The organism is Burkholderia sp. GW821-FHT14F03, from assembly GCF_058803765.1.
The window spans coordinates 120,189-146,799 of the sequence record NZ_JBXAPG010000015.1 but is presented as its reverse complement, the minus strand read 5'-3'; the positions used below and the strand labels follow the sequence as shown (position 1 = coordinate 146,799).

27 protein-coding genes and 1 other RNA gene are annotated in these 26,611 nt (G+C 67.4%); 8 read left to right on the top strand and 20 right to left on the bottom strand.

The annotated features are described in order from the left end of the window. Nucleotides 1-270: 270 nt before the first annotated feature. From ruvB to AC1RQF_RS12875, 3 genes are all read left to right on the top strand, one after another. On the top strand, nt 271-1,341 hold the full coding sequence (gene ruvB / locus AC1RQF_RS12885; RefSeq protein ID WP_274001182.1) for a Holliday junction branch migration DNA helicase RuvB: 1,071 nt from the start codon (nt 271-273) through the stop codon (nt 1,339-1,341). 23 nt (nt 1,342-1,364) lie between these two features. Beyond that, nucleotides 1,365-2,300 (top strand): oxygenase MpaB family protein, encoded by a 936-nt coding sequence (locus tag AC1RQF_RS12880; protein ID WP_492872180.1) that lies wholly within the window; start codon nt 1,365-1,367, stop codon nt 2,298-2,300. Nucleotides 2,301-2,411: 111 nt separating this feature from the next. After that, a complete protein-coding gene (locus AC1RQF_RS12875; protein WP_492872179.1) occupies nt 2,412-3,530 on the top strand; it encodes a ParB/Srx family N-terminal domain-containing protein in 1,119 nt (372 codons plus the stop codon). Nucleotides 3,531-3,574: 44 nt separating this feature from the next. Here the strand turns inward: AC1RQF_RS12875 and AC1RQF_RS12870 are convergent, their stop codons facing one another. From AC1RQF_RS12870 to tyrS, 3 genes are read right to left on the bottom strand one after another with little or no spacing between them, the layout of a single operon-like run. Beyond that, nucleotides 3,575-4,237 (bottom strand): histidine phosphatase family protein, encoded by a 663-nt coding sequence (locus AC1RQF_RS12870; protein WP_274001176.1) that lies wholly within the window; start codon nt 4,235-4,237, stop codon nt 3,575-3,577. Between the two features lie 14 nt (nt 4,238-4,251). Then, nucleotides 4,252-4,710, bottom strand: coding sequence for a D-aminoacyl-tRNA deacylase (gene dtd / locus AC1RQF_RS12865; protein ID WP_492872178.1), 459 nt, complete (start codon nt 4,708-4,710; stop codon nt 4,252-4,254). A 40-nt stretch (nt 4,711-4,750) separates the two neighbouring features. Next, nucleotides 4,751-5,992, bottom strand: coding sequence for a tyrosine--tRNA ligase (gene tyrS / locus AC1RQF_RS12860; protein WP_274001173.1), 1,242 nt, complete (start codon nt 5,990-5,992; stop codon nt 4,751-4,753). 162 nt (nt 5,993-6,154) lie between these two features. Between tyrS and AC1RQF_RS12855 the strand changes: the two genes are divergently transcribed. Next, nucleotides 6,155-7,306, top strand: coding sequence for an anhydro-N-acetylmuramic acid kinase (locus tag AC1RQF_RS12855; RefSeq protein WP_492872177.1), 1,152 nt, complete (start codon nt 6,155-6,157; stop codon nt 7,304-7,306). Nucleotides 7,307-7,440: 134 nt separating this feature from the next. Here AC1RQF_RS12855 and erpA read toward each other — a convergent pair whose 3' ends face one another. From erpA to rplM, 3 genes are all read right to left on the bottom strand, one after another. Continuing rightward, a complete protein-coding gene (gene erpA / locus AC1RQF_RS12850) occupies nt 7,441-7,809 on the bottom strand; it encodes an iron-sulfur cluster insertion protein ErpA (protein WP_252982101.1) in 369 nt (122 codons plus the stop codon). 264 nt (nt 7,810-8,073) lie between these two features. After that, nucleotides 8,074-8,466 carry a 30S ribosomal protein S9 gene (gene rpsI, locus AC1RQF_RS12845; protein WP_274001170.1) on the bottom strand — a complete coding sequence of 131 codons (393 nt, stop codon included), beginning with the start codon at nt 8,464-8,466 and terminating at the stop codon, nt 8,074-8,076. Nucleotides 8,467-8,477: 11 nt separating this feature from the next. Further along, on the bottom strand, nt 8,478-8,906 hold the full coding sequence (gene rplM / locus AC1RQF_RS12840) for a 50S ribosomal protein L13 (RefSeq protein WP_004522094.1): 429 nt from the start codon (nt 8,904-8,906) through the stop codon (nt 8,478-8,480). Between the two features lie 620 nt (nt 8,907-9,526). On the opposite strand from rplM, the gene AC1RQF_RS12835 reads away from it, so the two are divergent. Beyond that, entirely contained in the window at nt 9,527-9,949 is a 423-nt protein-coding gene (locus AC1RQF_RS12835; protein ID WP_492872176.1) for an OsmC family protein, read from the top strand. A 68-nt stretch (nt 9,950-10,017) separates the two neighbouring features. Here the strand turns inward: AC1RQF_RS12835 and rnpB are convergent. From rnpB to pyrC, 3 genes are all read right to left on the bottom strand, one after another. Continuing rightward, nucleotides 10,018-10,431, bottom strand: an RNA gene (gene rnpB, locus AC1RQF_RS12830) — RNase P RNA component class A. A 36-nt stretch (nt 10,432-10,467) separates the two neighbouring features. Beyond that, nucleotides 10,468-11,349: a DUF3025 domain-containing protein gene (locus AC1RQF_RS12825; protein ID WP_492872175.1), complete on the bottom strand. Its 882-nt coding sequence runs from the start codon at nt 11,347-11,349 to the stop codon at nt 10,468-10,470. After that, complete coding sequence (pyrC, locus tag AC1RQF_RS12820) at nt 11,346-12,413, bottom strand: dihydroorotase (protein ID WP_492872174.1); 1,068 nt, start codon at nt 12,411-12,413, stop codon at nt 11,346-11,348. Before pyrC ends, AC1RQF_RS12825 begins: the two co-directional genes overlap by 4 nt. 193 nt (nt 12,414-12,606) lie before the next feature. On the opposite strand from pyrC, the gene AC1RQF_RS12815 reads away from it, so the two are divergent. Beyond that, a complete protein-coding gene (locus AC1RQF_RS12815) occupies nt 12,607-13,509 on the top strand; it encodes a class II glutamine amidotransferase (protein WP_274001166.1) in 903 nt (300 codons plus the stop codon). A 100-nt stretch (nt 13,510-13,609) separates the two neighbouring features. On the opposite strand, the gene AC1RQF_RS12810 is transcribed toward AC1RQF_RS12815, so the two are convergent. From AC1RQF_RS12810 to AC1RQF_RS12785, 6 genes are all read right to left on the bottom strand, one after another. Next, nucleotides 13,610-14,335, bottom strand: a complete 726-nt coding sequence (locus AC1RQF_RS12810) for an amino acid ABC transporter ATP-binding protein (RefSeq protein ID WP_252982107.1) — start codon at nt 14,333-14,335, stop codon at nt 13,610-13,612. Then, nucleotides 14,332-15,009 carry a glutamate/aspartate ABC transporter permease GltK gene (gltK, locus tag AC1RQF_RS12805; protein ID WP_274001165.1) on the bottom strand — a complete coding sequence of 226 codons (678 nt, stop codon included), beginning with the start codon at nt 15,007-15,009 and terminating at the stop codon, nt 14,332-14,334. The genes AC1RQF_RS12810 and gltK overlap by 4 nt, the downstream gene beginning before the upstream one ends. Continuing rightward, nucleotides 15,009-15,749 carry an amino acid ABC transporter permease gene (locus tag AC1RQF_RS12800; protein WP_274001163.1) on the bottom strand — a complete coding sequence of 247 codons (741 nt, stop codon included), beginning with the start codon at nt 15,747-15,749 and terminating at the stop codon, nt 15,009-15,011. The genes gltK and AC1RQF_RS12800 overlap by 1 nt, the downstream gene beginning before the upstream one ends. Nucleotides 15,750-15,832: 83 nt before the next feature. Continuing rightward, nucleotides 15,833-16,726 carry a glutamate/aspartate ABC transporter substrate-binding protein gene (locus AC1RQF_RS12795; protein WP_274001162.1) on the bottom strand — a complete coding sequence of 298 codons (894 nt, stop codon included), beginning with the start codon at nt 16,724-16,726 and terminating at the stop codon, nt 15,833-15,835. A gap of 204 nt (nt 16,727-16,930) precedes the next feature. Further along, on the bottom strand, nt 16,931-18,217 hold the full coding sequence (locus tag AC1RQF_RS12790) for a Glu/Leu/Phe/Val family dehydrogenase (protein ID WP_274001161.1): 1,287 nt from the start codon (nt 18,215-18,217) through the stop codon (nt 16,931-16,933). A gap of 175 nt (nt 18,218-18,392) precedes the next feature. Further along, nucleotides 18,393-19,346, bottom strand: a complete 954-nt coding sequence (locus tag AC1RQF_RS12785; protein WP_274001160.1) for a LysR substrate-binding domain-containing protein — start codon at nt 19,344-19,346, stop codon at nt 18,393-18,395. A 151-nt stretch (nt 19,347-19,497) separates the two neighbouring features. Here AC1RQF_RS12785 and purB point away from each other — a divergent pair, with 151 nt between their 5' ends. Then, nucleotides 19,498-20,886: an adenylosuccinate lyase gene (gene purB / locus AC1RQF_RS12780; RefSeq protein ID WP_274001158.1), complete on the top strand. Its 1,389-nt coding sequence runs from the start codon at nt 19,498-19,500 to the stop codon at nt 20,884-20,886. Nucleotides 20,887-20,972: 86 nt separating this feature from the next. On the opposite strand, the gene AC1RQF_RS12775 is transcribed toward purB, so the two are convergent. Further along, nucleotides 20,973-22,391 (bottom strand): NAD(P)/FAD-dependent oxidoreductase, encoded by a 1,419-nt coding sequence (locus AC1RQF_RS12775; protein WP_492872173.1) that lies wholly within the window; start codon nt 22,389-22,391, stop codon nt 20,973-20,975. 276 nt (nt 22,392-22,667) lie between these two features. On the opposite strand from AC1RQF_RS12775, the gene AC1RQF_RS12770 reads away from it, so the two are divergent. After that, the gene (locus tag AC1RQF_RS12770; RefSeq protein ID WP_274001154.1) at nt 22,668-23,333 is read left to right on the top strand and encodes a TetR/AcrR family transcriptional regulator; all 666 of its coding nucleotides are present in this window, start codon (nt 22,668-22,670) and stop codon (nt 23,331-23,333) included. Nucleotides 23,334-23,391: 58 nt separating this feature from the next. Here AC1RQF_RS12770 and AC1RQF_RS12765 read toward each other — a convergent pair whose 3' ends face one another. The 4 genes from AC1RQF_RS12765 to AC1RQF_RS12750 all read right to left on the bottom strand — a co-directional run bounded on the left by AC1RQF_RS12765 (nt 23,392) and on the right by AC1RQF_RS12750 (nt 26,314). Beyond that, nucleotides 23,392-23,898, bottom strand: a complete 507-nt coding sequence (locus AC1RQF_RS12765; protein ID WP_492872172.1) for a gluconokinase — start codon at nt 23,896-23,898, stop codon at nt 23,392-23,394. Between the two features lie 13 nt (nt 23,899-23,911). Beyond that, the gene (locus AC1RQF_RS12760; protein ID WP_274001150.1) at nt 23,912-25,276 is read right to left on the bottom strand and encodes a GntT/GntP/DsdX family permease; all 1,365 of its coding nucleotides are present in this window, start codon (nt 25,274-25,276) and stop codon (nt 23,912-23,914) included. 377 nt (nt 25,277-25,653) lie between these two features. After that, on the bottom strand, nt 25,654-25,989 hold the full coding sequence (locus AC1RQF_RS12755; RefSeq protein ID WP_274001148.1) for a helix-turn-helix domain-containing protein: 336 nt from the start codon (nt 25,987-25,989) through the stop codon (nt 25,654-25,656). Next, nucleotides 25,982-26,314, bottom strand: a complete 333-nt coding sequence (locus AC1RQF_RS12750) for a type II toxin-antitoxin system RelE/ParE family toxin (protein ID WP_274001146.1) — start codon at nt 26,312-26,314, stop codon at nt 25,982-25,984. Before AC1RQF_RS12750 ends, AC1RQF_RS12755 begins: the two co-directional genes overlap by 8 nt. Nucleotides 26,315-26,611 lie beyond the last annotated feature (297 nt).

Sequence of the window (26,611 nt, the reverse complement as noted above, 5' to 3'; positions counted from 1 at the left end):
CTTGCCTCGGCCCGCCTTGCCCCGGTCTGCCTTGCCTCGATCCGCCTTGCCTCGGTCCGCCTTGCCTTGATCAGGCCGCCTCAGTCCGCCTCACCTCGATCCGCCTCGCTTCCGGTCCGCCTTGCCCGTGCCGGCCTCTCTCCGGTCCGCCGGGCACGCCTCCACCGCACGAAGCACGGCCCGGACGATCGCCCCGCCCGCCGCCCCGAAGCGCGCCACACCCCGGTGGCGCATGCGGGCCGCGCGACCGGCGCGCGGTACAATGCCCGCATGATCGAAACCGACAAACTCGCCGCCGAGCGGATCATTGCCGCCACGCCCGCCTCGTCGCACGAGGAAGCGTTCGAACGCGCGCTGCGACCGCGCCAGCTCGACGAATACGTCGGCCAGGAAAAGGTGCGCGGCCAGCTCGAAATCTTCATCGAGGCGGCCAAGCGCCGCTCGGAAGCGCTCGACCACGTGCTGTTGTTCGGGCCGCCCGGCCTCGGCAAGACCACGCTCGCGCACATCATCGCGCGCGAGATGGGCGTGAGCCTGCGTCAGACCTCCGGCCCGGTGCTCGAACGCGCGGGCGACCTCGCCGCGCTGCTCACCAACCTCGAAGCCAACGACGTGCTGTTCATCGACGAAATCCATCGGCTCTCGCCGGTCGTCGAGGAAATCCTGTATCCGGCGCTCGAGGACTACCAGATCGACATCATGATCGGCGAGGGGCCGGCCGCGCGCAGCGTGAAGCTCGACCTGCAGCCGTTCACGCTGGTCGGCGCGACCACCCGCGCCGGGATGCTCACGAACCCGCTGCGCGACCGCTTCGGGATCGTCGCGCGCCTCGAGTTCTACGACGCGGAGCAACTGGCGCGCATCGTGCGCCGCTCCGCCTCGCTGCTGAACGCGCAGATCGACCCGAGCGGCGCGCTCGAGATCGCCAAGCGCTCGCGCGGCACGCCGCGGATCGCGAACCGCCTGTTGCGCCGCGTGCGCGACTACGCGGAGGTGAAGGCGGACGGCAACATCACCGCCGCGGTCGCGGACGCCGCGCTCGCGATGCTCGACGTCGACCCGGTCGGCTTCGACCTGATGGACCGTAAGCTGCTCGAAGCGATCCTGTACAAGTTCGACGGCGGCCCGGTAGGCGTCGACAACCTCGCCGCCGCGATCGGCGAGGAGCGCGACACGATCGAGGACGTGCTCGAACCGTACCTGATCCAGCAGGGCTTCCTGCAGCGCACGCCGCGCGGCCGCGTCGCGACGCTGCTCACCTACCGCCACTTCGGGCTCGCGGCGCCGGACGCGGCCAGCCCGGTGCGCGGCATGTGGGACACGTCGGATCCGCCGCGCTGATCCGACCGACGCCCGCCGCACCGATGTCCGCCTCGCCCGATACCCCTTCCGCGCAGGCGCCCCGCCTCGCCCGCCTGCGCGCCCGCATCGCGGGCGGCATCACGCACCTGACGTCGGGCGGCGGCGGCCCGACCCTCGACTTTGCCTCTCCGCCAGGCGATCCGGGCCTGTTCGGGCCGGACGCGGTGTGCTGGAAGGTCCATGCCGATTTCACCTCGATGATGGCGGGCGGCATCTCGGCGCTGCTGCTGCAGGCGCTGCATCCGCTCGCACTCGCCGGCGTGTGGGACCATTCCACGTTTCGCACCGATATTCTCGGCCGGCTGCGGCGCACCTCCACCTTCATCGCCGGCACCACGTTCGGCAGCCGCGCCGACGCGCTGCGGCTGATCGAGCGGGTCCGCGCGATCCACGCGGGCGTGACGGGCGTCGCCCCGGACGGGCGCGCCTACCGCGCGAGCGACCCGGCCCTGCTGACCTGGGTGCACGTCGCGGAAGTGTCGAGCTTCCTGGCCGCGCACCTGCGCTACGTGAACCCACGCCTGCCGGGCGCCGAACAGGACCGCTACTACGCCGAGACGGCCCGGATCGCGCAGCTGCTCGGCGCGACCGTGGTGCCCGCGTCGCGCGCGGAAGTCGCCGCCTATTTCGGCGCGATGCGCACCGAGCTGGTCGCGAGCGAGCGCACCCATGAAGTGATCCGCGTGCTGTTCGACGCGCCCGTGCCGAGGCCCGCGCTGCGCCCGGCCGCGTCGCTGATCCTGAACGCCGGCCTCGACCTGCTGCCGCCCTGGGCGCAGCAGATGCTCGGCGTCGCCACGTTCGCGCCGCTGCGCCGCGCGCTGGTGCGGCCCAGCGTGCGCGCCGTCGCGCCGGTGCTGCGCTGGGCGCTCGTCAACGGCGCGTCGAAGCGCGCGCGCCGGCGCGCGGCCGCCCCCGCCGATCCGGATCAGCGCTGAGCCGCGCGCCGGCAATACTTTCAACCGGCTGTCATACGAATTCGCTAAGCTGACGCATCAGCGGGCGCGCTTGCCGCGCCCATCGCCCTCTCGTTCCGGAGCGCCTGCCCGATGCCGACCCCGTTCGCCCGCCTAACCGCCGCCGGCCTGCTCACGCTGCTCGCCGCCTGCGGCGGCGACGGCACCGCGCCCGTCGCCCTGGATCTGCGCGGGGCCGCCCCCGCGCCGGGCGCGAGCACGCCCATCGCGGCCGAACCGGCGCCGCCCGCCACGCCTGCGCCCGGCAAATGGCGCGCCGTGCGCACGGGCGAACTGCTCGACATCACCCTGGGCGACCTGCATCCGACCCAGGGCGCGCTCGGCTACGACCAGATCTATTACAAGCTCGGCCGCTACGAACTGCAGCCGGACAAGAAATTCGACGACTTCTGTGCGGACGAAGGGCTCGGCGGCCTCGCGCCGAACGGCTCGGGCCCGCGCTCGCGGCTCGGCGACCCGACCAGCTATGCCTGCACGACCACGGATCCGGCCGCGCGCGACCGCAGCGTGCTGAATCCGGTGGTGATCGGGCCGAACGGCGACACGTTGTACGTGACGGACGGCCATCACGGGCTGTCGACCTACTACGAGACGCCCGACGGCGGCGCCGCGCTGCACGTGCACGTGGTGGTGAAGGACAACCTCAGCGATTACTCGGGCGCCGCGTTCTGGCAGCAGATGCAGAGCCGCGGCTACACGCGCCTGAAGGACGGCGAGGGACGGCCGATCAGCGCGGCGCAGCTGCCGGCCGGACTCGGGCTGAAACACGGGATGCAGGACGACCGGTTCCGCGCGCTCGTCTATTTCACGCGCGACATCGGCTACAGCAAGCCGGCGCAGGCCACCGACTACCTGGAGTTCTACTGGGCCGACTGGCTGCGCCGGAAGCCGGCGGGCTTCGACCTCGCGCGCTACGACCTGGCGCGCGCCGGCGCGACCGATCCCGATCCGGCGAAAGCGGATGCGGGCTACCTGAACGCAGTCTGGAACGCCTCGACGCGGATGGTCGCGGCCACCGATCCGATCATCGACGGCAAGACGGGCGCCGACCTGGGCCGCCTCGACGCGCTCAATGCCGGCAGGAAATACAGCAAGGGGGAGTTCGACAAGCTGCGCCAGCCCATCGATGCGGACAAGCCCGGCAAGCTCGCCTACGCGCTCGACTACAAGGCGCGTCACGGCCTGCGCTGAGATGGAGACGGGGCGGGCCCGATCGAGCCGCGCTCCACATCCGCTTACAGCACCTTGCGGTAGCCGTCGTCGTCGCTCGTCCCGCTCAGGTGATCGATGTCGGCCCAGCGCACCACGCGCGCCGCGCCCGCCTCGAACTCGACCACGTTGATGCTCGTGTTGAGCAGCACGTACTGGCGCGGCGCGGCCAGTTCGAGACCGGTCGCGTAGCGATACACGCAGTCGAGCACGCCGCCGTGCGCGACGCAGGCGATGCGGCCGCCCGGATGCGCGGCGACGATCGGCTCCAATGCATGCAGCACGCGGTGATAGAACGCCCGCTGCGATTCGCCGCCCTCGGGCGCGAAGCCGGGGTCGCGGGTCTGCCAGTGCGCATAGGCGTCCGGAAAGCGCGCCTCGATCTGGGCGCTGTCATGCCCCTGGAACACGCCGTATGCGCGCTCGCGCAGCCCATCGCGCAGGTGCAGCGGCAGGCCGAGCGCGTCCGCGATCGGCTGCGCGGTCTGCTGCGCGCGCTGCAGGTCGCTCGAATAGATCGCATCGATGCGCAATCCGTCGCGCGCCTCGCGAGCGAGCCGCGCCGCGAGTTGCCGCGCCTGCGCGACGCCGCTGTCGGCGAGCGCGATATCGATATGGCCCTGGATCCGCTTGATTTGATTCCACGCGGTCTCGCCGTGCCGGATGAACAGGATTTCGGTTGTCGTCATCGCGTCGGTCGAAGTCAGGGCTTGGTCTGGAGCCAGAACGTCACGGGGCCGTCGTTGACGAGCGACACCTGCATGTCCGCGCCGAATTCGCCGGTCGCGACGATCGGGTGCCGCTCGCGCGCCGCGCGCACGAAGTGGTCGAACAGGCGCTGCCCCTCGTCGGGCGGCGCGGCCGGCGTGAAGCTCGGCCGCAGGCCGCTCTGGGTGTCGGCCGCGAGCGTGAACTGCGACACGAGCAGCAGGCCGCCCGCGCGGCCTTCGCCGTCGAGATTCGACACGGACAGGTTCATCTTGCCCGCCGCGTCGCTGAATACGCGGTAGCCGAGCACCTTGGCGAGCAGCTTGTCGGCCGCCGCCTCGGTGTCGCCGCGCTCCGCGCAGACGAGCGCGAGCAGCCCGGGGCCGATCTCGCCCGTCACCCGCTCGCCGACCCGCACGTCGGCGCGCCGGACCCGCTGGATCAATGCGATCATCGCGCCCCCGCCGGACAGGCGCGGTGCGTGGCGCGGGCCGTCATGCGCTCAGCGTCACGCGCGCGAAGCGGCGCTTGCCGACCTGCACGACGAATTCGCCGGCCTCGACCTTGAGCCCCTTGTCGGACACGGTCGCACCGTCGATCTTCACGCCGCCCTGCTCGATGTTGCGCAGCGCCTCGCTGGTCGACGGCACGAGCCCCGCCTGCTTCAGCAGCTGGCCGATCGCGAGCGGCGCGCCCGCGAGCGCGACGGCCGGGATGTCGTCCGGCACGCCGCCCTTCGCGCGGTGATTGAAATCCTCCAGCGCGCGCTCGGCGCCGGCCTGCGAATGGAAGCGCGTGACGATCTCCTGCGCGAGCAGCACCTTGAAGTCGCGCGGATTGCGGCCGCCCTCGGTCTCGCCGCGGAACTGCGCGATCTCCTCGAGGCTGCGGAACGACAGCAGCTCGAAGTAGCGCCACATGAGCGTGTCGGAGATGCTCATCAGCTTGCCGAACATCTCGGTCGGCTTCTCGCTGATGCCGATGTAGTTGCCCTTCGACTTCGACATCTTCTCGACGCCGTCGAGGCCTTCGAGCAGCGGCATCGTCAGGATGCACTGCTGATCCTGCCCGTACTGCTTCTGCAGTTCACGGCCGACCAGCAGGTTGAACTTCTGGTCGGTGCCGCCGAGTTCGAGGTCGGCATTGAGCGCGACCGAATCGTAGCCCTGCATGAGCGGGTACAGGAACTCGTGGATCGAGATCGGCACGCCGCCCTGGAAGCGCTTCGTGAAGTCCTCGCGCTCGAGGATCCGCGCGACCGTGTAACGCGACGCGAGCTTGATCATGCCGTCCGCGCCGAGCGGCAGCGACCACTCGCTGTTGTAGCGGATCTCGGTCTTGTCGCGGTCGAGCACGAGCGCGGCCTGCTCGAAATAGGTCTTCGCGTTGCTCTCGATCTGCTCGCGCGTGAGGGGCGGACGGGTCGCATTGCGGCCCGACGGGTCGCCGATCAGCGACGTGAAATCGCCGATCAGGAAGATCACCGTGTGGCCGAGGTCCTGCAGCTGACGCATCTTGTTCAGCACGACGGTATGGCCGAGGTGGATGTCGGGCGCGGTCGGATCGAGGCCGAGCTTGATGCGCAGCGGCGTGCCGGTGGCCGCGCTCTTCGCGAGCTTCTGCGCGAATTCCTCCTCGACCAGCAGCTCGTCGACGCCGCGCTTCGTGACGGCGAGCGCATGCCGGACTTCGTCGGTGATCGGGAAAGCGGGCTGGGCGGTGGGTTCGGTGCTCATCGGTGCGGAAGGGAGAATGTCGCGAAAAGAGCGATTTTCCCATAAGTTGCGCGCGAGCCGTTCAATGGGCTTAACGGCGCGCGCGCTTGCGCGGATAATCAGGCGCGATGACGCCGGCGGACCCTGGCCGGCGCCCCAACCCCGACCTGACGGAGCGAACCCGTGGCGCCACAACGCACGCAACCCGGCCATCCCGCGGATGGCGTGTACTTCGGCCTGATGTCGGGCACCAGCATGGACGGCGTCGACGGCATCGCCGCCCGTTTCGAGACCGGCAAGCCGCCCGTCGTGCTCGCGGAGGCGTTCGTCGGCTTCGCCGACACGCTGCGCGAGGCGCTGTTCGCGCTGCAGCAGCCGGGCGACAACGAGATCGAGCGCGAGGCGCTCGCCGCGAACGGGCTCGCCGCGCGCTATGCGGTGTGCTGTCACGAACTGCTGCGCAGCGCCCGGCTCGCGCCGGACCACGTCCGCGCGATCGGCGTGCACGGGCAGACCGTGCGGCATCGCCCGGAGCGCGGCTATACGCGGCAGATCAACAATCCGGCCCTGCTCGCCGAACTCACGCGCGTCGACGTGATCGCGGACTTCCGCAGCCGCGACGTCGCGGCGGGCGGCCAGGGCGCGCCGCTTGCGCCCGGCTTCCACGCGACCGTGTTCGGCGCGCCCGGCGAGACGCGGGTGGTCTGCAACCTGGGCGGCATCAGCAACATCACGATCCTGCCCGCCCGCGCGGACGCGCCGGTGCACGGCTTCGACTGCGGGCCGGCCAACGCGCTGCTCGACGCCTGGGTGCATCGCCACCTGAACAAGCCCTACGACGACGACGGCCGCTTCGCCGCGCGCGGCAAGGCGCACGACACGCTGCTCGACGCGCTGCTCGACGAACCCTACTTCCGCCTGCCGCCGCCGAAAAGCACCGGCCGCGACCTGTTCAATCCTGAATGGCTCGATGCGAAGCTCGCGGGCTTCGCGGCGCTCGCGCCGGAGGACGTGCAGGCGACGCTCGTCGCGCTGACCGCCGTCACGGTTGCGCGCGACGTGGCGCGGCATGCGCCCGACTGCACGCGGGTGTTCGCATGCGGCGGCGGCGCGCGCAACCCGGTGCTGCTCGACGCGCTCGGCGCGGCGCTCGCGGGCCACGGCAGCCGCGCGAGCGTCGCCACCACGGCCGCGCTCGGCGTGCCGCCGCAGCAGGTCGAGGCGCTGGCGTTCGCCTGGCTCGCGCACCGCTTCAACGCGCGCGCGCCGGGCAACCTCGCGACGGTCACGGGCGCGGCGGGCGAGCGGGTGCTGGGCGCGCTGTATCCGCGCTGAGCGCGGCCGCGCGCGGGACCCATCCGCGAGTCCGGGTCGCACAGCCCCGCCAGGTCGGGTCGGGTCGGAAAAACAAAAAGCCGCCCGGTCGGCGACCGGGCGGCTTTCAGCCAGATGCTTCCGCTAGTTCGGGATCAGACCGAGAACGACGACCCGCAGCCGCAGGTGGTCGATGCGTTCGGATTCTTGATCACGAATTGCGCGCCGTTGAGATCGTCCTTGTAGTCGATCTCGGCGCCCACCAGATACTGGTAGCTCATCGAATCGATCAGGAGCTGGACGCCGTTCTTGTCCATCACGGTGTCGTCCTCGTTGACCTCTTCGTCGAACGTGAACCCATACTGGAAGCCCGAGCAGCCGCCGCCTTGCACGAACACGCGGAGCTTCAGCTCGGGATTGCCTTCTTCTTCGATCAGTTGCTTGACCTTGTCGGCAGCCGCGTCGGTGAAGACGAACGGAACCGGCATTTCAGTCGTCACGGGGGATTCGGTGACTGCGTTCATTCGAACTCTCCAATAGCCTTGGCCGGCCTTGCCCGAAGCGGAGGACGTGCACACCGGCAGTCGCGCCGCATGATCTCGAGCAAATAAACGGCAATTAACCGGCTCATGGTAGCAGACCTGGGGAAACTCCGTGGAAAACCCACGCGCCCGGGCGGCCTATCCAGGGCCGGCCGCGATCATCCACGCGCCCATAAAAAAACCGCCAGTGCGGACACTGGCGGTTTTTCGCGGCCGGGCTCCGCCAGGCGGAGCGGCCGGTAATGCTTAACGCTTCGAGAACTGCTTCGCGCGGCGTGCCTTGCGCAGACCAACCTTCTTACGCTCGACTTCACGCGCATCGCGCGTGACGAAGCCTGCGCTCGACAGGGTCGGCTTCAGGGTCGCGTCGTAGTCGATCAGCGCACGGGTGATGCCGTGGCGCACTGCGCCTGCCTGACCCGTTTCGCCGCCGCCCGTCACGTTCACCTTGATGTCGAACGTCTGGCCGTGGTTCGTGAGTTCCAGCGGTTGACGCACGATCATCAGCGACGTTTCGCGCGAGAAGTAGTCAGCGATGGGCTTGCCGTTGACGATGATATCGCCCTTGCCTGCCTTGATGAAGACACGAGCGACTGCGCTCTTGCGGCGGCCCGTACCGTAGTTCCAGTTACCGATCATGTGGGCTCCCCTTAGATCTCGAGCGCCTTCGGCTGTTGGGCCGAATGCGGATGCGTGGCTTCAGCGTAGACCTTCAGCTTCTTGATCATTGCGTAGCCGAGCGGGCCCTTCGGCAGCATGCCCTTGACCGCCTTCTCGAGCGCGCGGCCCGGGAAGCGTTCTTGCATCTTGCCGAACGTCGTTTCATAGATACCGCCCGGGTAGCCCGAGTGACGGTAGTACTTCTTGTCCAGCGTCTTGTTGCCCGTGACCTTCAGCTTGCTCGCGTTGATAACGATGATGAAATCACCGGTGTCGACGTGCGGGGTGAACTCGGGCTTGTGCTTGCCGCGCAGACGGCGTGCCACTTCGCTGGCGACACGTCCGAGAACCTTATCCGTCGCGTCAATCACGTACCATTCACGCGTCACCTCATGGGCTTTTGCGGAAAACGTCTTCATGATCGATCCAAAAATGAAATGCTCAGTGCCCTGTATTTTTTCCTGCTTGGCTATGTGCGCTTCAAGGCGCGGTGCAGGCTCTCCCTGGTTTCTTCCCGCGGGCATGAATGCGGAAAACCCTGAATTATAAAGGAATTCGGGGTACCCGGTCAAAATTTTCGCTTGGAACGCGGCGGGGGCCGCCGCGCGGGCATGTCCGGGCTTGCATGGGACGAAAAAAAGCCCGAACCATTTGTTCGGGCTTAATCCACCAAAGGAGGAGGGTGGAGGAGACATGCGGAGGTTGCCGCACCGCGACAACCAATGAGTCTGATTATACGAACCCGCCCTCGCCCACACAAGAAAAACTGCATTACGAAACATCACATCACAATATGAAATTTCGAGACATATGTCTCGAATTGAGATTTTTCTTTACGAATCAATTGCATAGCATCATCGACCGAATCAATTCGCTTGCTTGACTAGAGGGAAACCCCTAAAGCCGATGCGGATTTGCGGGTCGAATCGTCGCGCGCCCCGTATCCGCCGCGCGGCATCATGCGCCGCATCAGCCGGGTCCGGCGCGGCGGGCTACAATGCCGGTTCGCTATTGAATCAGGCAACGCTGGAGCACAAGCATGGAATGCAAAGTCAGCTGGATGGGGCAGGACGGCATGTCGTTCGCCGCCGAGACCGGCAGCGGCCACCTCGTCACGATGGACGGCGCGCCCGAAGGCGGCGGCCACAACCTCGCACCGCGCCCGATGGAAATGGTGCTGCTCGGCACGGGCGGCTGCACCGCGTACGACGTCGTGCTGATCCTCAAGAAAAGCCGTCAGGAAGTGGTCGGCTGCACGGTCGCGCTCAAGGCCGAGCGCGCGAGCGAAGATCCGAAGGTCTTCACGCAGGTCCATTTCCACTTCACGGTGACGGGCCGCAACCTGAACCCCGCGACCGTCGAGCGTGCGATCAACCTGTCGCACGACAAGTACTGCTCGGCGTCGATCATGCTGGCGAAGACGGCCGAACTCACCCACTCGTTCGAGATCGTCGCGGTCTGACGCCCACGCACGGCCGGAACGAAAAAGGCCCGCGCCGGTTCGGCGCGGGCCTTTGTTCTTGATCGGAGCGGCAAAGCGGGCCGATAAGCCGGATTCTGTGCGCGCCGCGCATCCGAAGACGCGCGGCGCGTGGCAGCCATTCCTCTAGGCGCGCCATTGCTGACGCGCTCAAGCTTCCTACCCGCAGACGAGACGGGGGCACCGTCCTGCATCCGAGGATGCGCGCCTGCCTACTTGGAATTGCTCCGGGTGGAGGTTACCGTGCCGGTCTGCGTCGCCGCAGCCGCGGTGCGCTCTTACCGCACCGTTTCACCCTTACCTGATCCCGGCTTGCGCCGGGCCATCGGCGGTTTGCTTTCTGTTGCCCTGTTCCGCGTGTCGCCACGGATGGCCGTTAGCCATCACCCTGCCCTGGTGGAGTCCGGACTTTCCTCGCCCCCGCCGGCGCGAACCGGCGAAGCCGCGACTGCCTGGCCCGCTTTGCGGCCGTCATTCTAGCACCGCCGCGCGCGCCGCCGTCAGTCCGCTCGTCGGCGGCCCGCGCGAAACACGCGCGGATCCGCGTAAAACGCCGGATCCTCGTTCTCCGGCCACCAGCCCGGCACGCCCAGCACCGGCAACGGCGAGAAGCCGCGGCTGGCCGACGCGGCGTCGGCCAGCCGCGCCGCGAGGCGCTCCGCCAGCGTCGCGTCGAGCCAGGCCCGGCGCGCGTCGTCCGGCCAATCAAAATAGACGGCGGGCACCTCGACGATCCACGCGTGCGCGGTGCAAGCCTTGTAAGGGTCGACCAGTTTCTCGAACAGCGCATGCCCGACGAGCCGCGCTTCGCAGCGGCGCCCCCACGCGGCGCGCCCGGCCAGCATCAGCGCGGGCCAGTCGAAACCGCGCAGCGCGGCGGCGAGCGCCGGATCGGCGGTGGCGAACACTGCCCCGCTCTCGTCGAGCAGGGTCAGGGCATCACGCACGCCGCCGCGCACCGCGCCCACCCCCAGCGCATCGATCGCCGCGGCCTGGCGCGCGTTGAGCGCGGCCTTGATGCGCGGATACGCGCACCAGACCAGCGCATTGAAGAAATCGTGCAGGTTGTGCCGGGTCGGTACCTCGCCTGTCGCGGCGATGTGGGTTTCGTAGGCGACGCCCGCGGGCAGCGCCGCCTGTGCGACGAAGCGCAGCGGCCGGCCCCGGCCGGTCGGCACGGGCGCGGCAGAGGCGTGCGCATCGAGCGCCGCGACAAACGCGGCGTCACCGTGCTCCGCGGCCGCCTGCCAGCGCCGCCCGGGTTCGGCCAAGCTCGCCAGCCAGCGCGCGGACCAGTCGATCCGCGCAAATGCCGCGCCGCCGTCCGACGCCTCGCCGGCCCGGCCGGCTGACGCGCCGCGCGCCGGCCCGGGCCCGCTCACGCGAGTCGCCAGCCGATCGGCTCGCCGCCGCGCAGCGGCACCACGGGCGTGTCGCCCGCGTAGATCTCGCGCGGCAGCTCCCAGGTCTCGCGCTGGAGCGTGACGGTCTCGGCGCTGCGCGGCAGGCCGTAGAAATCGGCGCCGAAGAAGCTCGCGAAACCCTCCAGCCGGCCGAGCGCGCCCACCTGATCGAACGCTTCCGCGTACAGTTCGAGCGCGTGCAGCGCCGTGTAGCAGCCCGCGCAGCCGCATGCGGTCTCCTTCGCGTCCTTCGCGTGCGGCGCGCTGTCGGTGCCGAGGAAAAAGCGCGGATTGCCCGAGGTCGCCGCCTCGACCAGCGCGACGCGGTGGGTCTCGCGCTTGAGCACCGGCAGGCAGTAGTAATGCGGCCGGATCCCGCCGACGAAGAGCGCGTTGCGGTTGTACAGCAGGTGATGCGCGGTGATCGTCGCGCCCAGCAGGCCCGGCGCCGCGTCGGCGTCGCGCACGTAGTCGGCCGCGTCCTTCGTCGTGATGTGCTCGAACACCACCTTCAGCGCCGGGAACGCGCGGCGCAGCGGCGTCATCACCTGGTCGATGAACACCTTCTCGCGGTCGAACAGGTCGATCGCCGCGTCGGTGACCTCGCCGTGCACGAGGAGCGGCATGCCGACTTCCTGCATCGTCTCGAGCGTCTTCGCGCAGCGCCCGAGCAGGTCGGTGACGCCCGCGTCGGAGTTGGTCGTCGCCCCCGCCGGATACAGCTTCACGCCATGCACGAAACCGCTCTCGCGCGCGCGGCGGATCTCGTCGGGCGGCGTGTTGTCGGTCAGGTAGAGCGTCATCAGCGGCTCGAACGTCATGCCCGCCGGCAGCGCGGCGAGAATCCGCCCACGGTACGCGCGCGCCTGCTCGGTGGTCGTCACGGGCGGCTTCAGGTTCGGCATGATGATCGCGCGGCCGAACTGGCGGGCCGTATGCGGCAGCACCGCGCCCAGCATGTCGCCGTCGCGGACGTGCAGGTGCCAGTCGTCGGGGCGGGCGAGCGTGAGCGAAGCGGGGGAAGAGGCGTTCGAAGCGGTCATGGCGGGCATCGTGAGGATGGCGGCGGCTGCGGCGGAACGCCGGCGCGGCGCCCGGTGACGGCAAACCGCAACACGGGGCCGCGTACGCGCGGATTCCGCTTTTTGCCGCTCAGGGCTAGGTGATATGCTTGAAGCCGTCATTGTACCGGGTCCGCCCGGTCTGTTCCCTTGCCAGCTCCGCTGCTCCAGCAACATGTGCCAACTCTTCGGAATGAACTGCGCCGAGCCGACGGACGTCACGTTCTCGTTCACCGGCTTCGCGGCCCGCGGCGGGCTCACCGACCACCACGCCGACGGCTGGGGGATCGCGTTCTTCGAGGACAAGGCCTGCCGGCTGTTCATCGATCACCAGGCGTCCGCCACCTCGCCGATCGCCGAGATGGTGAAGCGCTATCCGATCAAGTCGAAGAACACCATCGCGCACATCCGCAAGGCGACTCAAGGGCGCATCCTGCTCGAGAACAGCCACCCGTTCCTGCGCGAGCTGTGGGGGCGGCACTGGATCTTCGCGCACAACGGCGACCTGCCGCACTACGCGCCCGACCTCTCGGGCAGCGTCTACCAGCCGGTCGGCAACACCGACAGCGAAGCCGCGTTCTGCGCGCTCATGCACGGGCTGCGCAGCACCTTCCCCGGTGCGCAGCCGCCGCTGCCCGAGCTGTTCGAGCGGGTCGGCGAGCTGGCGGCGGACATCACCGCGCACGGCGTGTTCAATTTCCTGATGTCGAACGGCCAGGCGCTGTTCGCGCACTGCTCGACGCGCCTGCACTATCTCGTGCGGCGCTGGCCGTTCTCGACCGCGCACCTGATCGACGAAGACCTGTCGATCGACTTCGCGAAGTACACCACGCCGGAAGACCGGGTCGCCGTGATCGCCACGCAGCCGCTCACCGACGACGAGGTCTGGACCGCGTTCGAGCCCGGCGAGCTGCTGATGTTCCAGTGCGGCGAGGTCGCCGCGAAGACGCGTCTCCCGGTGCCCGAGATCGTGCTGGAAAAGCTGCGCAATCCCACGCTCGATCCTTCCGCGTCGGCGCCGTGCCGCGCGGCGCCGCTGCCCGTGATCGAGCTGGCCGACGACACGCTCGGCGACTGAGCGCGCCCCGCTCCAACGCCAAACGCCCGGCAAGCCGGGCGTTTTTCATTCAGGCTTCAGGCGCTTGGGCCGCCGCGCGAAGCGGCGGCGCACCCGATGTTCAGTGCAGGATCTTCGCGAGGAAGTCCTTCGCGCGGTCCGATTTCGGATTCGCGAAGAAGTCTTCCTTGCGGTCGTCCTCGACGATCGCGCCCTTGTCCATGAAGATCACGCGATGGGCGACCTTGCGCGCGAAGCCCATCTCGTGGGTCACGCACATCATCGTCATGCCTTCCTGCGCCAGCTCGACCATCACGTCGAGCACCTCGTTGATCATCTCGGGATCGAGCGCCGAGGTCGGCTCGTCGAACAGCATCGCGATCGGGTCCATCGACAGCGCGCGCGCGATCGCGACACGCTGCTGCTGGCCGCCCGACAGCTGCCCCGGATACTTGTGCGCGTGCGCCTTCAGGCCGACGCGATCGAGCAGCTTGAGGCCCTTGTCGTTCGCCTCGTCCTTGCTGCGGCCGAGCACCTTGATCTGCGCGAGCGTGAGGTTCTCGGTGATCGACAGGTGCGGGAACAGCTCGAAATGCTGGAACACCATGCCGACCTTCGAGCGCAGCTTCGACAGGTTGGTCTTGCGATCGCCGACCGACTGGCCGTCGACCAGGATCTCGCCCTGCTGGAACGGTTCGAGACCGTTGACCGTCTTGATCAGCGTCGACTTGCCGGACCCCGACGGACCGCACACCACGACCACCTCGCCCTTCTTCACTTCCGTCGTGCAATCGGTCAGCACCTGAAACTGGCCGTACCACTTCGACACGTTCTTAATGGAAATCATCTTGTGACCTTTTTCTGGAGACCTTTGACCAATGCGGAAGCCATCACGCACACCACGAAATAGCAGGCGCCGGCGAACAGGATCATCTCGATGTTGGTGCCGTCGCGGTCGCCGATGTTGGCGGCCGTGCGGAAGAAGTCCGCGAGACTGATCACGTACACGAGCGAGGTGTCCTGGAACAGCACGATCGCCTGCGTGAGCAGGAGCGGCACCATCGCGCGAAACGCCTGCGGCAGGATCACGAGGCGCATCGCCTGCGCGTAGTTCATGCCGAGCGCGAACGACGCGTTCACCTGGCCGCGCGGCACCGCCTGGATCCCGGCGCGGATGATTTCCGAATAGTACGCGGCCTCGAACAGCGAGAACGCGACCATCGCGGACACGAGCCGGATGTCGGCGGTCGGCGCGAGACCGAGCACGCCCTGCAGCACCTGCGGCACGATCAGGAAGAACCACAGCAGCACCATCACGAGCGGGATCGAGCGGAACACCGTGACGTAGCCCTGCGCGAACCACTGCAGCGGCTTGACGCCCGACAGCCGCATCAGCGCGAGCAGCGTGCCCCACAGAATCCCGATCACGATCGCGAGCACCGTGATCTTGAAGGTCACCACGGCGCCCGTCCACAGGGTAGGCAGCGCGCCGGGGATACTACTCCAGTCGAACTGATGCATCATTTGCCTCCGATGTAGCCGGGCAGACGCGAGCGGCTTTCGATCCAGCGCATCAGCGTCATGACGACCAGGTTGATGACCACGTACGCGAGCGTCACCGCGATGAACGACTCATAGGTCTGCGCGGTGTAGTCGACGAGCTGCCGCGCCTGCGCGGACAGGTCGAGCAGGCCGATCGTCGACGCGACCGCCGAATTCTTGAAGATATTCAGGAATTCCGACGTCAGCGGCGGCACGATGATCCGGTAGGCCACCGGCAACAGCACGTACCGGTAGGTCTGCCATTGCGTGAAGCCCATCGCGAGACCGGCCGCGCGCTGGCCCTTGGGCAGCGCATTGATGCCCGAGCGCACCTGCTCGCAGACGCGCGCGCCGGTGAACAGGCCCAGGCAGACGATCGAGGCGGTGAAGAACTGCGTGCCGGGCGGCAGCTGCTTGATCCAGTCGCCGATCGCCTTCGGCAGCAGCTCCGGGATCACGAAGTACCAGATGAAGAACTGCACGATCAGCGGGATGTTCCGGAAGATCGACACGTACAGCGTGCCGAGCGCGGACAGCCATTTGTTCGGGACGGTGCGCAGCACGCCGAACAGCGAGCCGACGATCAGCGCGATCACCCACGCGACGAGCGATACCTTGATCGTCACCCAGAACCCCGACATCAGCCAGCCGAGGTAGGTGGCCGGCTCGCCCGTCGAAACGGGACTCAGAAAGATGCCCCAGTTCCAGTGGTAAGACATAGCAAGACTCCAACAAAAAGAAACGGAAGAAGCCGTGCCTCTTCCGTTTCGTCAGCGCTTTCAGTGCATGGATGGACGCGGAATCAGTCGAGCGCCTTGTCGTTCGGGTTCGCGTACAGCTTCTTCATCGCATCGGACAGCGGGAAGTTCAGATTCAGGCCCTTCGGCGGGATCGGGTTCTCGAACCACTTCGAGTAGATCTTCACCGCCTCGCCCGACTTCTCGACGTCCGAAATCGCGTCGTCGACCAGCTTCTTGAACGCCGGATCGTCCTTGCGCATCATGCAGCCATACGCTTCCTGCGACTGCGCGGTGCCGACGATCACCCAGTTGCCCGGCTGCTTCGCCTTCGCACGCTCGCCCGCGAGCAGCGCGTCATCCATCATGAACGCGGCGGCGCGGCCCGTTTCCAGCGTCTGGAACGATTCGCCGTGATCCTTCGCGCTGATGATGTTCATGCCCATCTGCTTTTCGTTGTTCATCGCGCGCAGCAGACGTTCCGAGGTGGTGCCCGCCGTCGTCACGACGGTCTTGCCCTTCAGGTCCGGGAAGTCCTTGATGCCCGAATCCTTCGACGTCATCAGGCGCGTGCCGATCACGAAGATCGTGTCGGAGAACGCGGCCTGCTTCTGGCGATCGAGGTTGTTCGTCGTCGAGCCGCACTCGATGTCGACCGTGCCGTTCTGCACGAGCGGGATGCGGTTCTGCGACGTCACCGGAATGTTGCGGACCTGCAGGTTGGGCAGGCTCAGCTTCTTCTTGACCGCATCGACGACCTTCATCTGGAAGTCGCGCGAGTAGCCGACCACCTGCTGCTTTTCATCGTAATACGAGAACGGAATCGAAGATTCGCGGTGACCCAGTGCAATCACGCCCGTATCCTTGATCTTCTTGAGCGTGCCGGTCTCCTGCGCGATGGCGCCGCCAGCAAAGGCGCTGAGCGCGGCGGCCATCAGAATTGCTTTCTGGAACTTCATTGTGGTCATCTCCTTGGCGAAAACCCGCGCCAGTTTATCAAAGTAATTTTTCTGAAAGTAATGCTTTTAACCATACTTCGGTGCGGGTGCGCGGCGGACCCGGGGCCCGCATGCGCAAACGGGCGGCGCCGGAACCGGCGCCGCCCGCGAAAGGGACATGATGCAGCCTTCCGGCCGCAGCATCAAGTGATCGTCGTCGATTGATCAGGGGTACAGACCGCGCAGCTCGCGCGCCATCAGGATCCGCTTGCACGCGACGATGAACGCCGCCGTGCGCACCGACACCTTGTGCTCCTCGGCCACCGCCCACACGCCCGTGAAGGCTTCGCGCATCACGCGCTCCAGGCGATGGTTGATCTCGTCCTCGGTCCAGAAGAAGCTCGAGAAATCCTGCACCCATTCGAAGTACGACACGGTCACGCCGCCCGCGTTGGCGATCACGTCGGGGATCACCAGCACGCCGTTGGCGGTCAGGATGTCGTCCGCGGCCGTCGTGGTCGGGCCGTTCGCGCCCTCGACGACGATCTTGGTGCGGATCTTCGCCGCGTTCTTCTCGGTGATCTGGTTCTCGAGCGCGGCCGGGATCAGGATCTCGGTCTCGACCGTCCAGAACTCGTCGTTCGGCATCGGCTCGGCGCCCTCGAAGCCCGCGACGCCGCCCGTGCGGGCCACGTGATCGAGCAGCTTGACCGAATCCAGGCCGGCCGGCTGGTGGATCGTCCCGGTGTGGTCCTGCACGGCCACGATCTTCGCGCCCGCTTCCTGGAACAGCCGTGCGGCGATCCCGCCGACGTTGCCGAAGCCCTGCACCGCGATGCGCGCGCCGTTGATCTCGACGCCCTTCTTCTGCGCCGCTTCGCAACCGACCACGAACACGCCGCGGCCCGTCGCTTCCTTACGGCCCAGCGAACCGCCGAGCGCGATCGGCTTGCCGGTCACGACGCCGGTTGCGGTCTGGCCCTGGTTCATCGAGTAGGTGTCCATCATCCACGCCATCACCTGTTCGTTGGTGTTGACGTCCGGCGCCGGAATATCGGTGTTCGGGCCGATGATGATGCCGATTTCGCTCGTGTAGCGGCGCGTGACGCGCTCCAGCTCACCGCGCGACAGCTTGCGCGGGTCGACGCGGATGCCGCCCTTCGCGCCGCCGTACGGCACGTTGACCGCCGCGTTCTTCACCGACATCCACGCGGACAGCGCCATCACTTCCGACAGCGTCACGTCCTGGTGGTAGCGCACGCCGCCCTTGCCCGGGCCGCGCGACACGTTGTGCTGCACGCGGTAGCCCTCGAAGTGCGCGACCGTGCCGTTGTCGAGCTCGATCGGCACGTCGACGATCAGGATGCGCTTCGGGCGCTTCAGCGTTTCCAGCCAGCGCGACAGCGAGCCGAGGTACGGCGCGACGCGATCGACTTGCTGCAGATAGTTGCCCCACGGGCCGAGATCGTCGGCGTGCAGGTAGGACGGGATGGACTGCAATTGCGAAGACATGGATTCTCCAACGGTCAACGAGTGCGCACATTGTCGAAAAAGCGCCTGGCGAAATCCAATGCCGTTTGCTTATTCGATTATGCGTTTCTTGCATGATCGGGCTTTTGCGTGAAAAACCCCGTGCATGCCGCGCGAACGGCGGCAATCGACCCGCGATTGCGCGGGCCCGGACCGCTCAGCGCGCGCCGCGCTCGAGTTCGTCGCGCACCACGTCCCACAGCGCGCGCACCAGCCGCTGGCGCGGCTCGTCGCCCTGCGCGGCCACCTTGTCGTGATACAGGCGGATCTCCATGGTCAGCGTGAACGGCTCCGCGCCGCCCTTGGCCGGCCGGTCGAGCCGGATCAGCCGGCCGCCCGCGACCGCGTCCTCCACGGCGCTGTGCGGCAGGAAGGCGATGCCGTGGCCCGCGAGCGCCATCGCCTTCAGGCCCTCCGCCATGTCGGTTTCATAGACCTTGTCGAGGAACAGCGGCATCCGCGCATTGGCGATGATCACCTCGGTCATCCGGCCCAGGTAGGCGTTCGGCGTATACGACAGGTACGGCACCGGCGCGTCCGCCTCGCCCGGCAGCGCGTAGCGGGCGCGGCCCGCGCGCGCCGGCGCGGAGAACGGGCTGATCGGCTCGATCCCGATCGTCAGCATGTCGTAGCGCGCCGGATCGAGCGCGACCGGGTGGCTCGGATGGTGATAGGCCATCACCAGGTCGCAGCCGCCCTCGACCAGCGACAGCACCGCGTCGTGCACATTGAGCGCGCGCAGCCGCGTATGCACCTGGCCCATCTTCGCCTCGATCCGCTGCAGCCAGCGCGGGAAATAAGTGAGCGCGAGCGTGTGCGGCACCGCGAACTCGATGGTCGGCACCGGCGCCACCACATGGCCGCGCAGCAGCGTGCGCGCCTCGTGCGCCTGGGACAGCATCGCGAGCGCCTGCTCGTAGAACACCTGCCCGGCCTGGGTGACGCGGGTCGGATAGACCGAACGATCGATCAGTTCGGTGCCGAGCCAGGCCTCGAGCGCCTGGATGCGGCGCGAGAACGCCGGCTGCGACACGTGCCGCAGCTCGGCCGAGCGGCTGAAGCTGCGGGTTTCCGCGAGCGAGACGAAGTCTTCGAGCCATTTCAGTTCCATGCGGGCCTTTGCTGCGCGTGCGGACAAGTGGGAAGCCCGCATTCTACGGCGCGGCGCGCCGGGCCGCGCGATCGCGGGGCCGGCGCGCGCCGATGGTAAAATTGGCGGTTCTCCCCTTCACGCTCGAACCGGCCACGCGCCCCGCCCGATCATGTCCGACACCCGTCCCGATACCCTTTTCGCCCTCACCGCGCTGTCGCCGCTCGACGGCCGCTACGCCAGCAAGACCGACGCGCTGCGCGAGTGGCTGTCCGAAGCCGCGTTCATGCGCCACCGCGTCACCGTCGAGGTGCACTGGTTGATCGCGCTGTCGCGCGCCGGCTTCGCCGAAGTACCGCGCTTCTCCGAGGCGGCCGAGCAGTTCCTGCTGCAGCTCGTCGAGCGCTTCACCGCGCACGACGCCGCACGCATCAAGGACATCGAGCGCGTCACGAACCACGACGTGAAGGCCGTCGAGTACTGGCTCAAGGAATCGGTCAAGGGCCAGGCCGAACTGGAGAAGGCCAGCGAATTCATCCATTTCGCGTGCACCTCCGAGGACATCAACAACACCTCGCACGGCATGATGCTGGCCGGCGCGCGCACGCACGTGATCCTGCCCGCGCTGCGCACCGTCCACCAGCGCCTCGTCGCGCTCGCCCACGCGCAGGCCGAGCAGCCGATGCTGTCGCGCACGCACGGCCAGCCCGCGAGCCCGACCACGCTCGGCAAGGAAATCGCCAACGTCGCGGCGCGCCTCGCGCGCGCGATCGAGCGCATCGAGAAGGTCGAGATCCTCGGCAAGATGAACGGCGCGGTCGGCAACTTCAACGCGCACCTGTCCGCCTATCCGGAATTCGACTGGGAGCGCTTCGCGCGCGACGTGATCGAACAGCGCCTGAAGCTCGCGTTCAACCCGTACACGATCCAGATCGAGCCGCACGACTACATGGCCGAACTGTTCGACGCCGTCGCGCGCGCGAACACGATCCTGCTCGATCTCGACCGCGACGTGTGGGGCTATATCGCGCTCGGCTATTTCAAGCAGAAGACCAAGGCGGGCGAGATCGGCTCGTCGACGATGCCGCACAAGGTCAATCCGATCGACTTCGAGAACTCGGAAGGCAATCTCGGCCTCGCGAACGCGACGCTGCGCCACCTCGCCGACAAGCTGCCCGTGTCGCGCTGGCAGCGCGACCTGACCGACTCGACCGTGCTGCGCAACATCGGCGTCGCGCTCGGCTACTCGCTGCTCGCCTACGACTCGCTGATCCGCGGCCTCGACAAGCTCGAGGTGAATCCGCAGCGCCTGAACGACGATCTCGACAACTGCTGGGAAGTGCTGGCCGAGCCGGTGCAGACGGTGATGCGCCGCTACGGCATCGAGAATCCGTACGAGCAGCTGAAGGAACTGACGCGCGGCAAGGGCATCACGCGCGACGCGCTGCAGGTCTTCATCAACGGCCTCGCGATCCCGCAGGACGCAAAGGACCACCTGCTCGCGATGACGCCGGGCTCCTACATCGGCAAGGCCGTCGAGCTGGCGAAGCGGATCGCCTGACGCGCGACGTTTCCCCGCATGACGAAACGCCCGGCGCTTTGCGCGCCGGGCGTTTTCATTGGTGCGTGACGACGGGCCGCCCGCGATCAGAACGAAATCATCTTGCCCGGATTGAGCGCGCTCATCACGCTCATCGCCGCCTTCGCGGCCGGGATCGCCACCGGCGACAGCTGACGGCCCAGCGGAATCGCGCGATGGTCGATCGCGGTCAGCATCGAGAAGTCGTCGTTGCGGCCGACGAAGTCGTCGCTGATCGCCTTGCCGATCCGCACCGTCTGCGCGACGCCATGACCGCTCCAGCCCTGCACCATGTACATCGGCACGCGGCTGTCGGTCTTGCGGCTGTCGGTCGCGCCGTTCAACGTGAAATCGCTGACGCCGCTCCAGCAGGAGTCGAGCGCGAAACCGTCGGCGGCCTGCGGGAATACCGTGCGCAGACGCTCGAGCAGATATGCGATCACCTCCGGCTGCGCCCAACAGCTGCCGGTACCCTGGCCGCCGAACAGCAGGCGGTTGCCGCGCACCGGCCGGTAGTAGTCGATCTGGAACTGCGTGTCGTACACCGGCATGCCCGCCGGCATCAGTTCCGCCAGATCGACGTCGAGCGGCTTCGTCACGCTCACGTAGGTAAAGAACGGCACGGTCGTCGCGGCCCCGTCGTCGAGCAGCCGGAACGTCGTGTTGTGCAGCGCGAGCACCACGCCCCTGCGCGCAGTGATCGTGCCGCCCGGCGTCGTCGCGACCACGCCTTGCGGCGTCTCGTCGAGACTGAGCACCTCGGTGCCCTCGTACAGCGCGCCGCCGTTCAGCCGGAAACCGTGGACCAGGCCGCGCGCCAGCGCGAGCGGGTGAAGCTGGCCGCCGAGCGCGTCGATCGCCGCGCCGTGGTACAGCGCCGAGCGCACGTACTCGGCGCGCAGCTGGTGCCTGCCGGCCAGCGTGACGCTCGCATCGCCGAGGCTGCGGCGCGCGTCCGCGCCGTCGAGCAGCGCGCTCATGTGGCCCGGGTGCACCGCGGCCGTGACATGGCCGCGCTGGCGGTCGAGGTCCAGCGCGTAGCGCGCGCCGAGCGCGTCGATCAGTTCCATCGACTCCGACGACGCGAAGCGCCACAGACGCTTCGCGTCGTCGTGCGACAGCTGCTCGATCATGTCCGCGGCTTCCCAGCGCGCAAGCCCCGGCGTCAGCTGGCCGCCGTTGCGGCCCGACGCCGCCGAGCCGGTCTGATGCTTGTCGACCAGGATCGTCTCGACACCGGCTTCGGCGAGATGCAGCGCCGCCGAGGCGCCGAGCAGGCCCGCGCCGATCACGAGCACGTCGCAACGCACGTCGCACGCAAGCGGCGCGGCGTTATCCCAACGCGACAGCGACGCCTCGTAGTAGTTGGCCGGATGCGCGCCGTCGTAGCGCGCGGGATCGCACCAGTTCCAGTTGCTGGATTCGAGATTCAGACGCGTCGCGCCGAAACGCGCGTCGTCGAGGATCAAAGGAGCATTCGAAGTCATGTTCGCACTTGCATGGTCTTGGGCCGCCATCGATTTGCCATCCTGGCATCGCGGGTGGGGCAGCCGGTTCCACTTGGGTGTCAACGAAAGAGACGGCGCGAAGGCCATGTTGACGGCAGCTCCGCAAGGAGCCGCATGATTCCCGGACATGTGCGCGAGCACGTTTGAAGGCGGCCGGGACACCCAATTTCTACACCGCAGAAATAATTCTACGTTGTAGAATAGCTTTCGTCAAGATTACAGGCCGGGTGCGCTGCCGCGCCGCCGTTTCACGCCATGAAGGACAAACCCGCCCAGGGCCCGCGCGGCCTCGACAAGGACGCGATCGTCGCGGCCGCGCTGCAACTGCTCGATGAGGTCGGCGAAGCCGCGTTCAGCGTGCGCAAGCTCGCGCAGACGATCGGCTGCGATCCGATGAGCGTGCTCTATCACTTCAAGTCGAAGGAAGGCCTGAGCCGCGCGATCGCGAATGCGCTGTCGCGCTCGCTCGTGCCGGCCGACCCCGCGCTGCCGTGGCGCGCGCGCCTGCTCGATCTCGCGCGCCAGTACCGCGCGCTCGCGCTCGCGCATCCGGCTGCGTTCGGCTTGCTGCTGCGCCACGTCAGCACCGGCCCCGCCGATCTCGCCCACATCGAGACCGTGCACCGCGCGCTGGCCGACGCCGGCATCGCGCCTGCGGCGCGGCCGTGCGTGTGCGTCGGCTGGTACGCGAGCGTGATCGGGCTCGCGGCGGCCGAGACGGGCGGGCTGACCCGGCCCGCCAACGACGTCGAACTCGCGGAAATCGCGGCGCTGCCCGCCGCCGGCCATCCGCTCGTGCGCGAGGCCGCACCGCTGTACGCGCACCTCGATCCGACGCACGTCCACGACACGATGCTGGAGGTGCTGCTCGACGGCATCGCCCGCCAGGGCGCGAGCGGCGCCACTGCGTTCCCGGAATAAAAATAGGCGCCCCGAGGGGCGCCTTCCAATCGATGCGTCGCGCGACGCTTGCGAAACGTCAGTCGCGCTGCTGCGACTCGGCGACCTGCCGCATGACCTCGTCGACGATCTGCTCGGGCGTCAGCTCGATACTGACCTCGATCGCTTCGTCGGACCCCGGCACTTCCAGCGCGTCGAGCTGGCTTTGCAGCAGCGACGGGTTGAAGAAGTGGTCGGTGCGCGCGTCGAGCCGCTCGCGCAGCACCTCGAAGGTGCCGCGCAGGTAGACGAAACGCACGTCGCGATCGCCGCCGCGCAGCACGTCGCGGTACGAGCGCTTGAGCGACGAGCACGTGAACACGGCCGTCTCGCCCGCCCGCTGCTTTTCCTCGATGACCGCGCGGATCGCGCGCAGCCACGGCCAGCGATCGTCGTCGGTCAGCGGGATGCCGTCGTGCATCTTCTCCTTGTTGGCGGCGCTGTGCAGCGTATCGCCGTCGGTGAAGCTGCACCCGAGGCGCTCGGCCAGCAATTCGCCGATGCGCGTCTTGCCCGCGCCCGAGACGCCCATTGCGATCAGAATCATTCCCTACCCCTTCTTACAGAACGGCCGCGAGCAGCATCGTCAATGCCAGCCCGACGACCGAGATGATGGTTTCGCAGAGCGTCCAGGTCTTGAACGTCTGGCCGACCGTCATCCCGAAATATTCCTTGATCAGCCAGAAGCCACCGTCGTTCACGTGCGAGAAGATCAGCGAGCCCGAGCCCGTCGCGAGCACCAGCAGTTCCGGCTTCACCGCCGCGCCCGAGGCGGCCGCGATCGGAGCAACGATGCCGCAGGCGGTGGTCATCGCAACCGTCGCGGAACCCGTCGCGAGACGGATCAGCGCGGCGACGAACCAGCCGAGCAGGAGCGGCGACAGATGGGCCTGCGACGCGGTCGCGACGATCTGCTGCGAAATGCCGCTGTCACGCAGGATACCGCCAAACCCGCCGCCCGCGCCGACGATCAGCGTGATGCCGGCGATCGGCGCGAGACACTCGCTGCAGAACTTCTGGATCTGGTCGCGGTTGAAGCCCTGCTTCGCGCCGAAGGTCCAGAAGCTGACGAGCACCGCGATCAGCAGCGCGACGTCGGACGTGCCCACGAAACGCAGCAGGTTGTTCGGCAGGCTCTTCGGCTCGAACACCAGGTCGGCCCAGCTGCCGATCAGCATCAGGCCGACCGGCAACAGGATCGTGAACAGCGTGATGCCGAAACTCGGCAACTCGCGCGTGCGGTTGGCCGTGGCCTGCGACTCGACGAACTGCGCGGCGAGCGGATTGTTCTCCGGCAACTTCACGTACTTGTTGATCAGGAGCGCGAACAGCGGGCCCGCGATGATCGCGGTCGGCACGCCGACGATCAGGCCGTAGGCGATCGTCTTGCCGATATCGGCGCCGTACTGCTGGACCGCGAGCAGCGCGGCCGGGTGCGGCGGGATCAGGCCGTGCACGACCGACAGGCCGGCGACCATCGGCAGGCCGACGAGCAGCAGCGACTTGCCGGTGCGCTTCGCGACGTTGAACGCGATCGGGATCAGCAGCACGAAACCGACCTCGAAGAACACCGGCAGGCCGACGATGATCGCGACGAACATCATCGCCCAGTGGATGTTCTTCTCGCCGAACCAACTGATGAGCGTGGTCGCGATGCGTTCGGCGCCGCCCGATTCGGCCATCATCTTGCCGAGCATCGTGCCGAGGCCGACGACGATCGCGATATGGCCGAGCGTGTTGCCGTTGCCGGTCTCGAACGACTTCACGATCTTGTCCATCGGCATGCCGACGACGAGACCGAGACCGAGCGAAACAATGATGAGGACCAGGAATGGATAGATCTTGTAGCGCGCGATCATCAGGATCAGCGCCGCGATCGCGATCACGGTATAGATCAGCAGCATGCTGCCTTGGACAGCCCCCATGAGGCACTCCTCCTTGCGAATGGTTTGTACCGGACGCGCGTCGTGCGCGTGGTGTCCGGCTATCTATGCAGGTCTCCGAAACAGGCCGAGCGTACCCCGTCTGTAAGGACGCTGAATTCTACTTTCGTTTAGCCGTCAATGATAGAACCGGTTCCATAGGCAAAAACCCTTATGAAACAAGCATTAGCGGATTGGGGCGGGGCCATGGAGCCGGACGGGGAGCCGGTTTCCAGGGGGTGAAGGAAGGATGGACGGACCGGACGAGAACCCGGGCGCGGCATCCTGGCGCGGAATCGCGCGGGGCTTGCGATTGATCAGACTTTTCAGCGCAGCGGAATGGCGCGACGCCGCGCGCTCGGCGACACCGGGACGCGCCTTCAAGCAAATGAAATCACCAGACGCTTGCCGCAAGCCGCGGCGTATTTTCTGAGCGTCGCGAACGACGGCGAATGTTTTTCGCTGGCGAGAGACGCCTCGAGGCGCGACACCGCCGACGCCGTCGTTCCCATCCGCTCCGCGATCTGGGCCTGGGTCAGCCCGGCATCCCGGCGCGCGGACAGGATGGCGCGCAACGCGGTGTATTCATCCTCCAGCGCGTCGTACGCCTCCTTGACCCCGCCGGCGGCAAGCAGACGTGCCGTATCGTCCGCCGTATGCGGAACCGGATTGAATCCCGCCGCGCGGACACGCTTTCCTGCTTTTTCCTCAGCCATGACGAACCTCTCTCAAACGTATTTGCGCTATCCGCAACTCATGCGGCGGCGTTTCCTGAGTCTTCTTGACGAAGGCGTGCAGCACGACGACTTGCCGCCCCACATGCGTGCAATAGAACACTCGCCCGATGCCTTCCCTACCCTTTGGACGCAGTTCAAACAACCCGTTACCCATGGCGCGGGAGTACGGCATGCGCAGATCTGCGCCGAACTCCTGCATCAGGTCCAACAGCCTGAGGTAGTCCGCCAGAATCCCGACCGGGAACGCAAGCACATCGCGCTTCACGCGTTCGTTGTAGTAAACGATCGTCCAATCGAATGCCATATTAGCAAATTTGCTATCTTTTCGCAATTCGACCTATCGCTCCTGCATTCCTGCATGACAGGAGCCCCCGTACGGCCGCGCGCGCCAGATCCGAAGACAGGTGCAAGCACGCCTGCCACAGAGGTCGAAGCGCCCGGGCAGGTCCGTCTCAACGTACAGGCAAGCACCACCCGCAACCAGTCGGCCGGATGGCGCATGCCGCCGCATAGGGGCATTGGCGGTCGACAGCGGGCGAAATGGAACTCGACGCCGGACATGCGTCGGTCTGGCAAGGCATCCGGGGAAATCCGCGCGTGG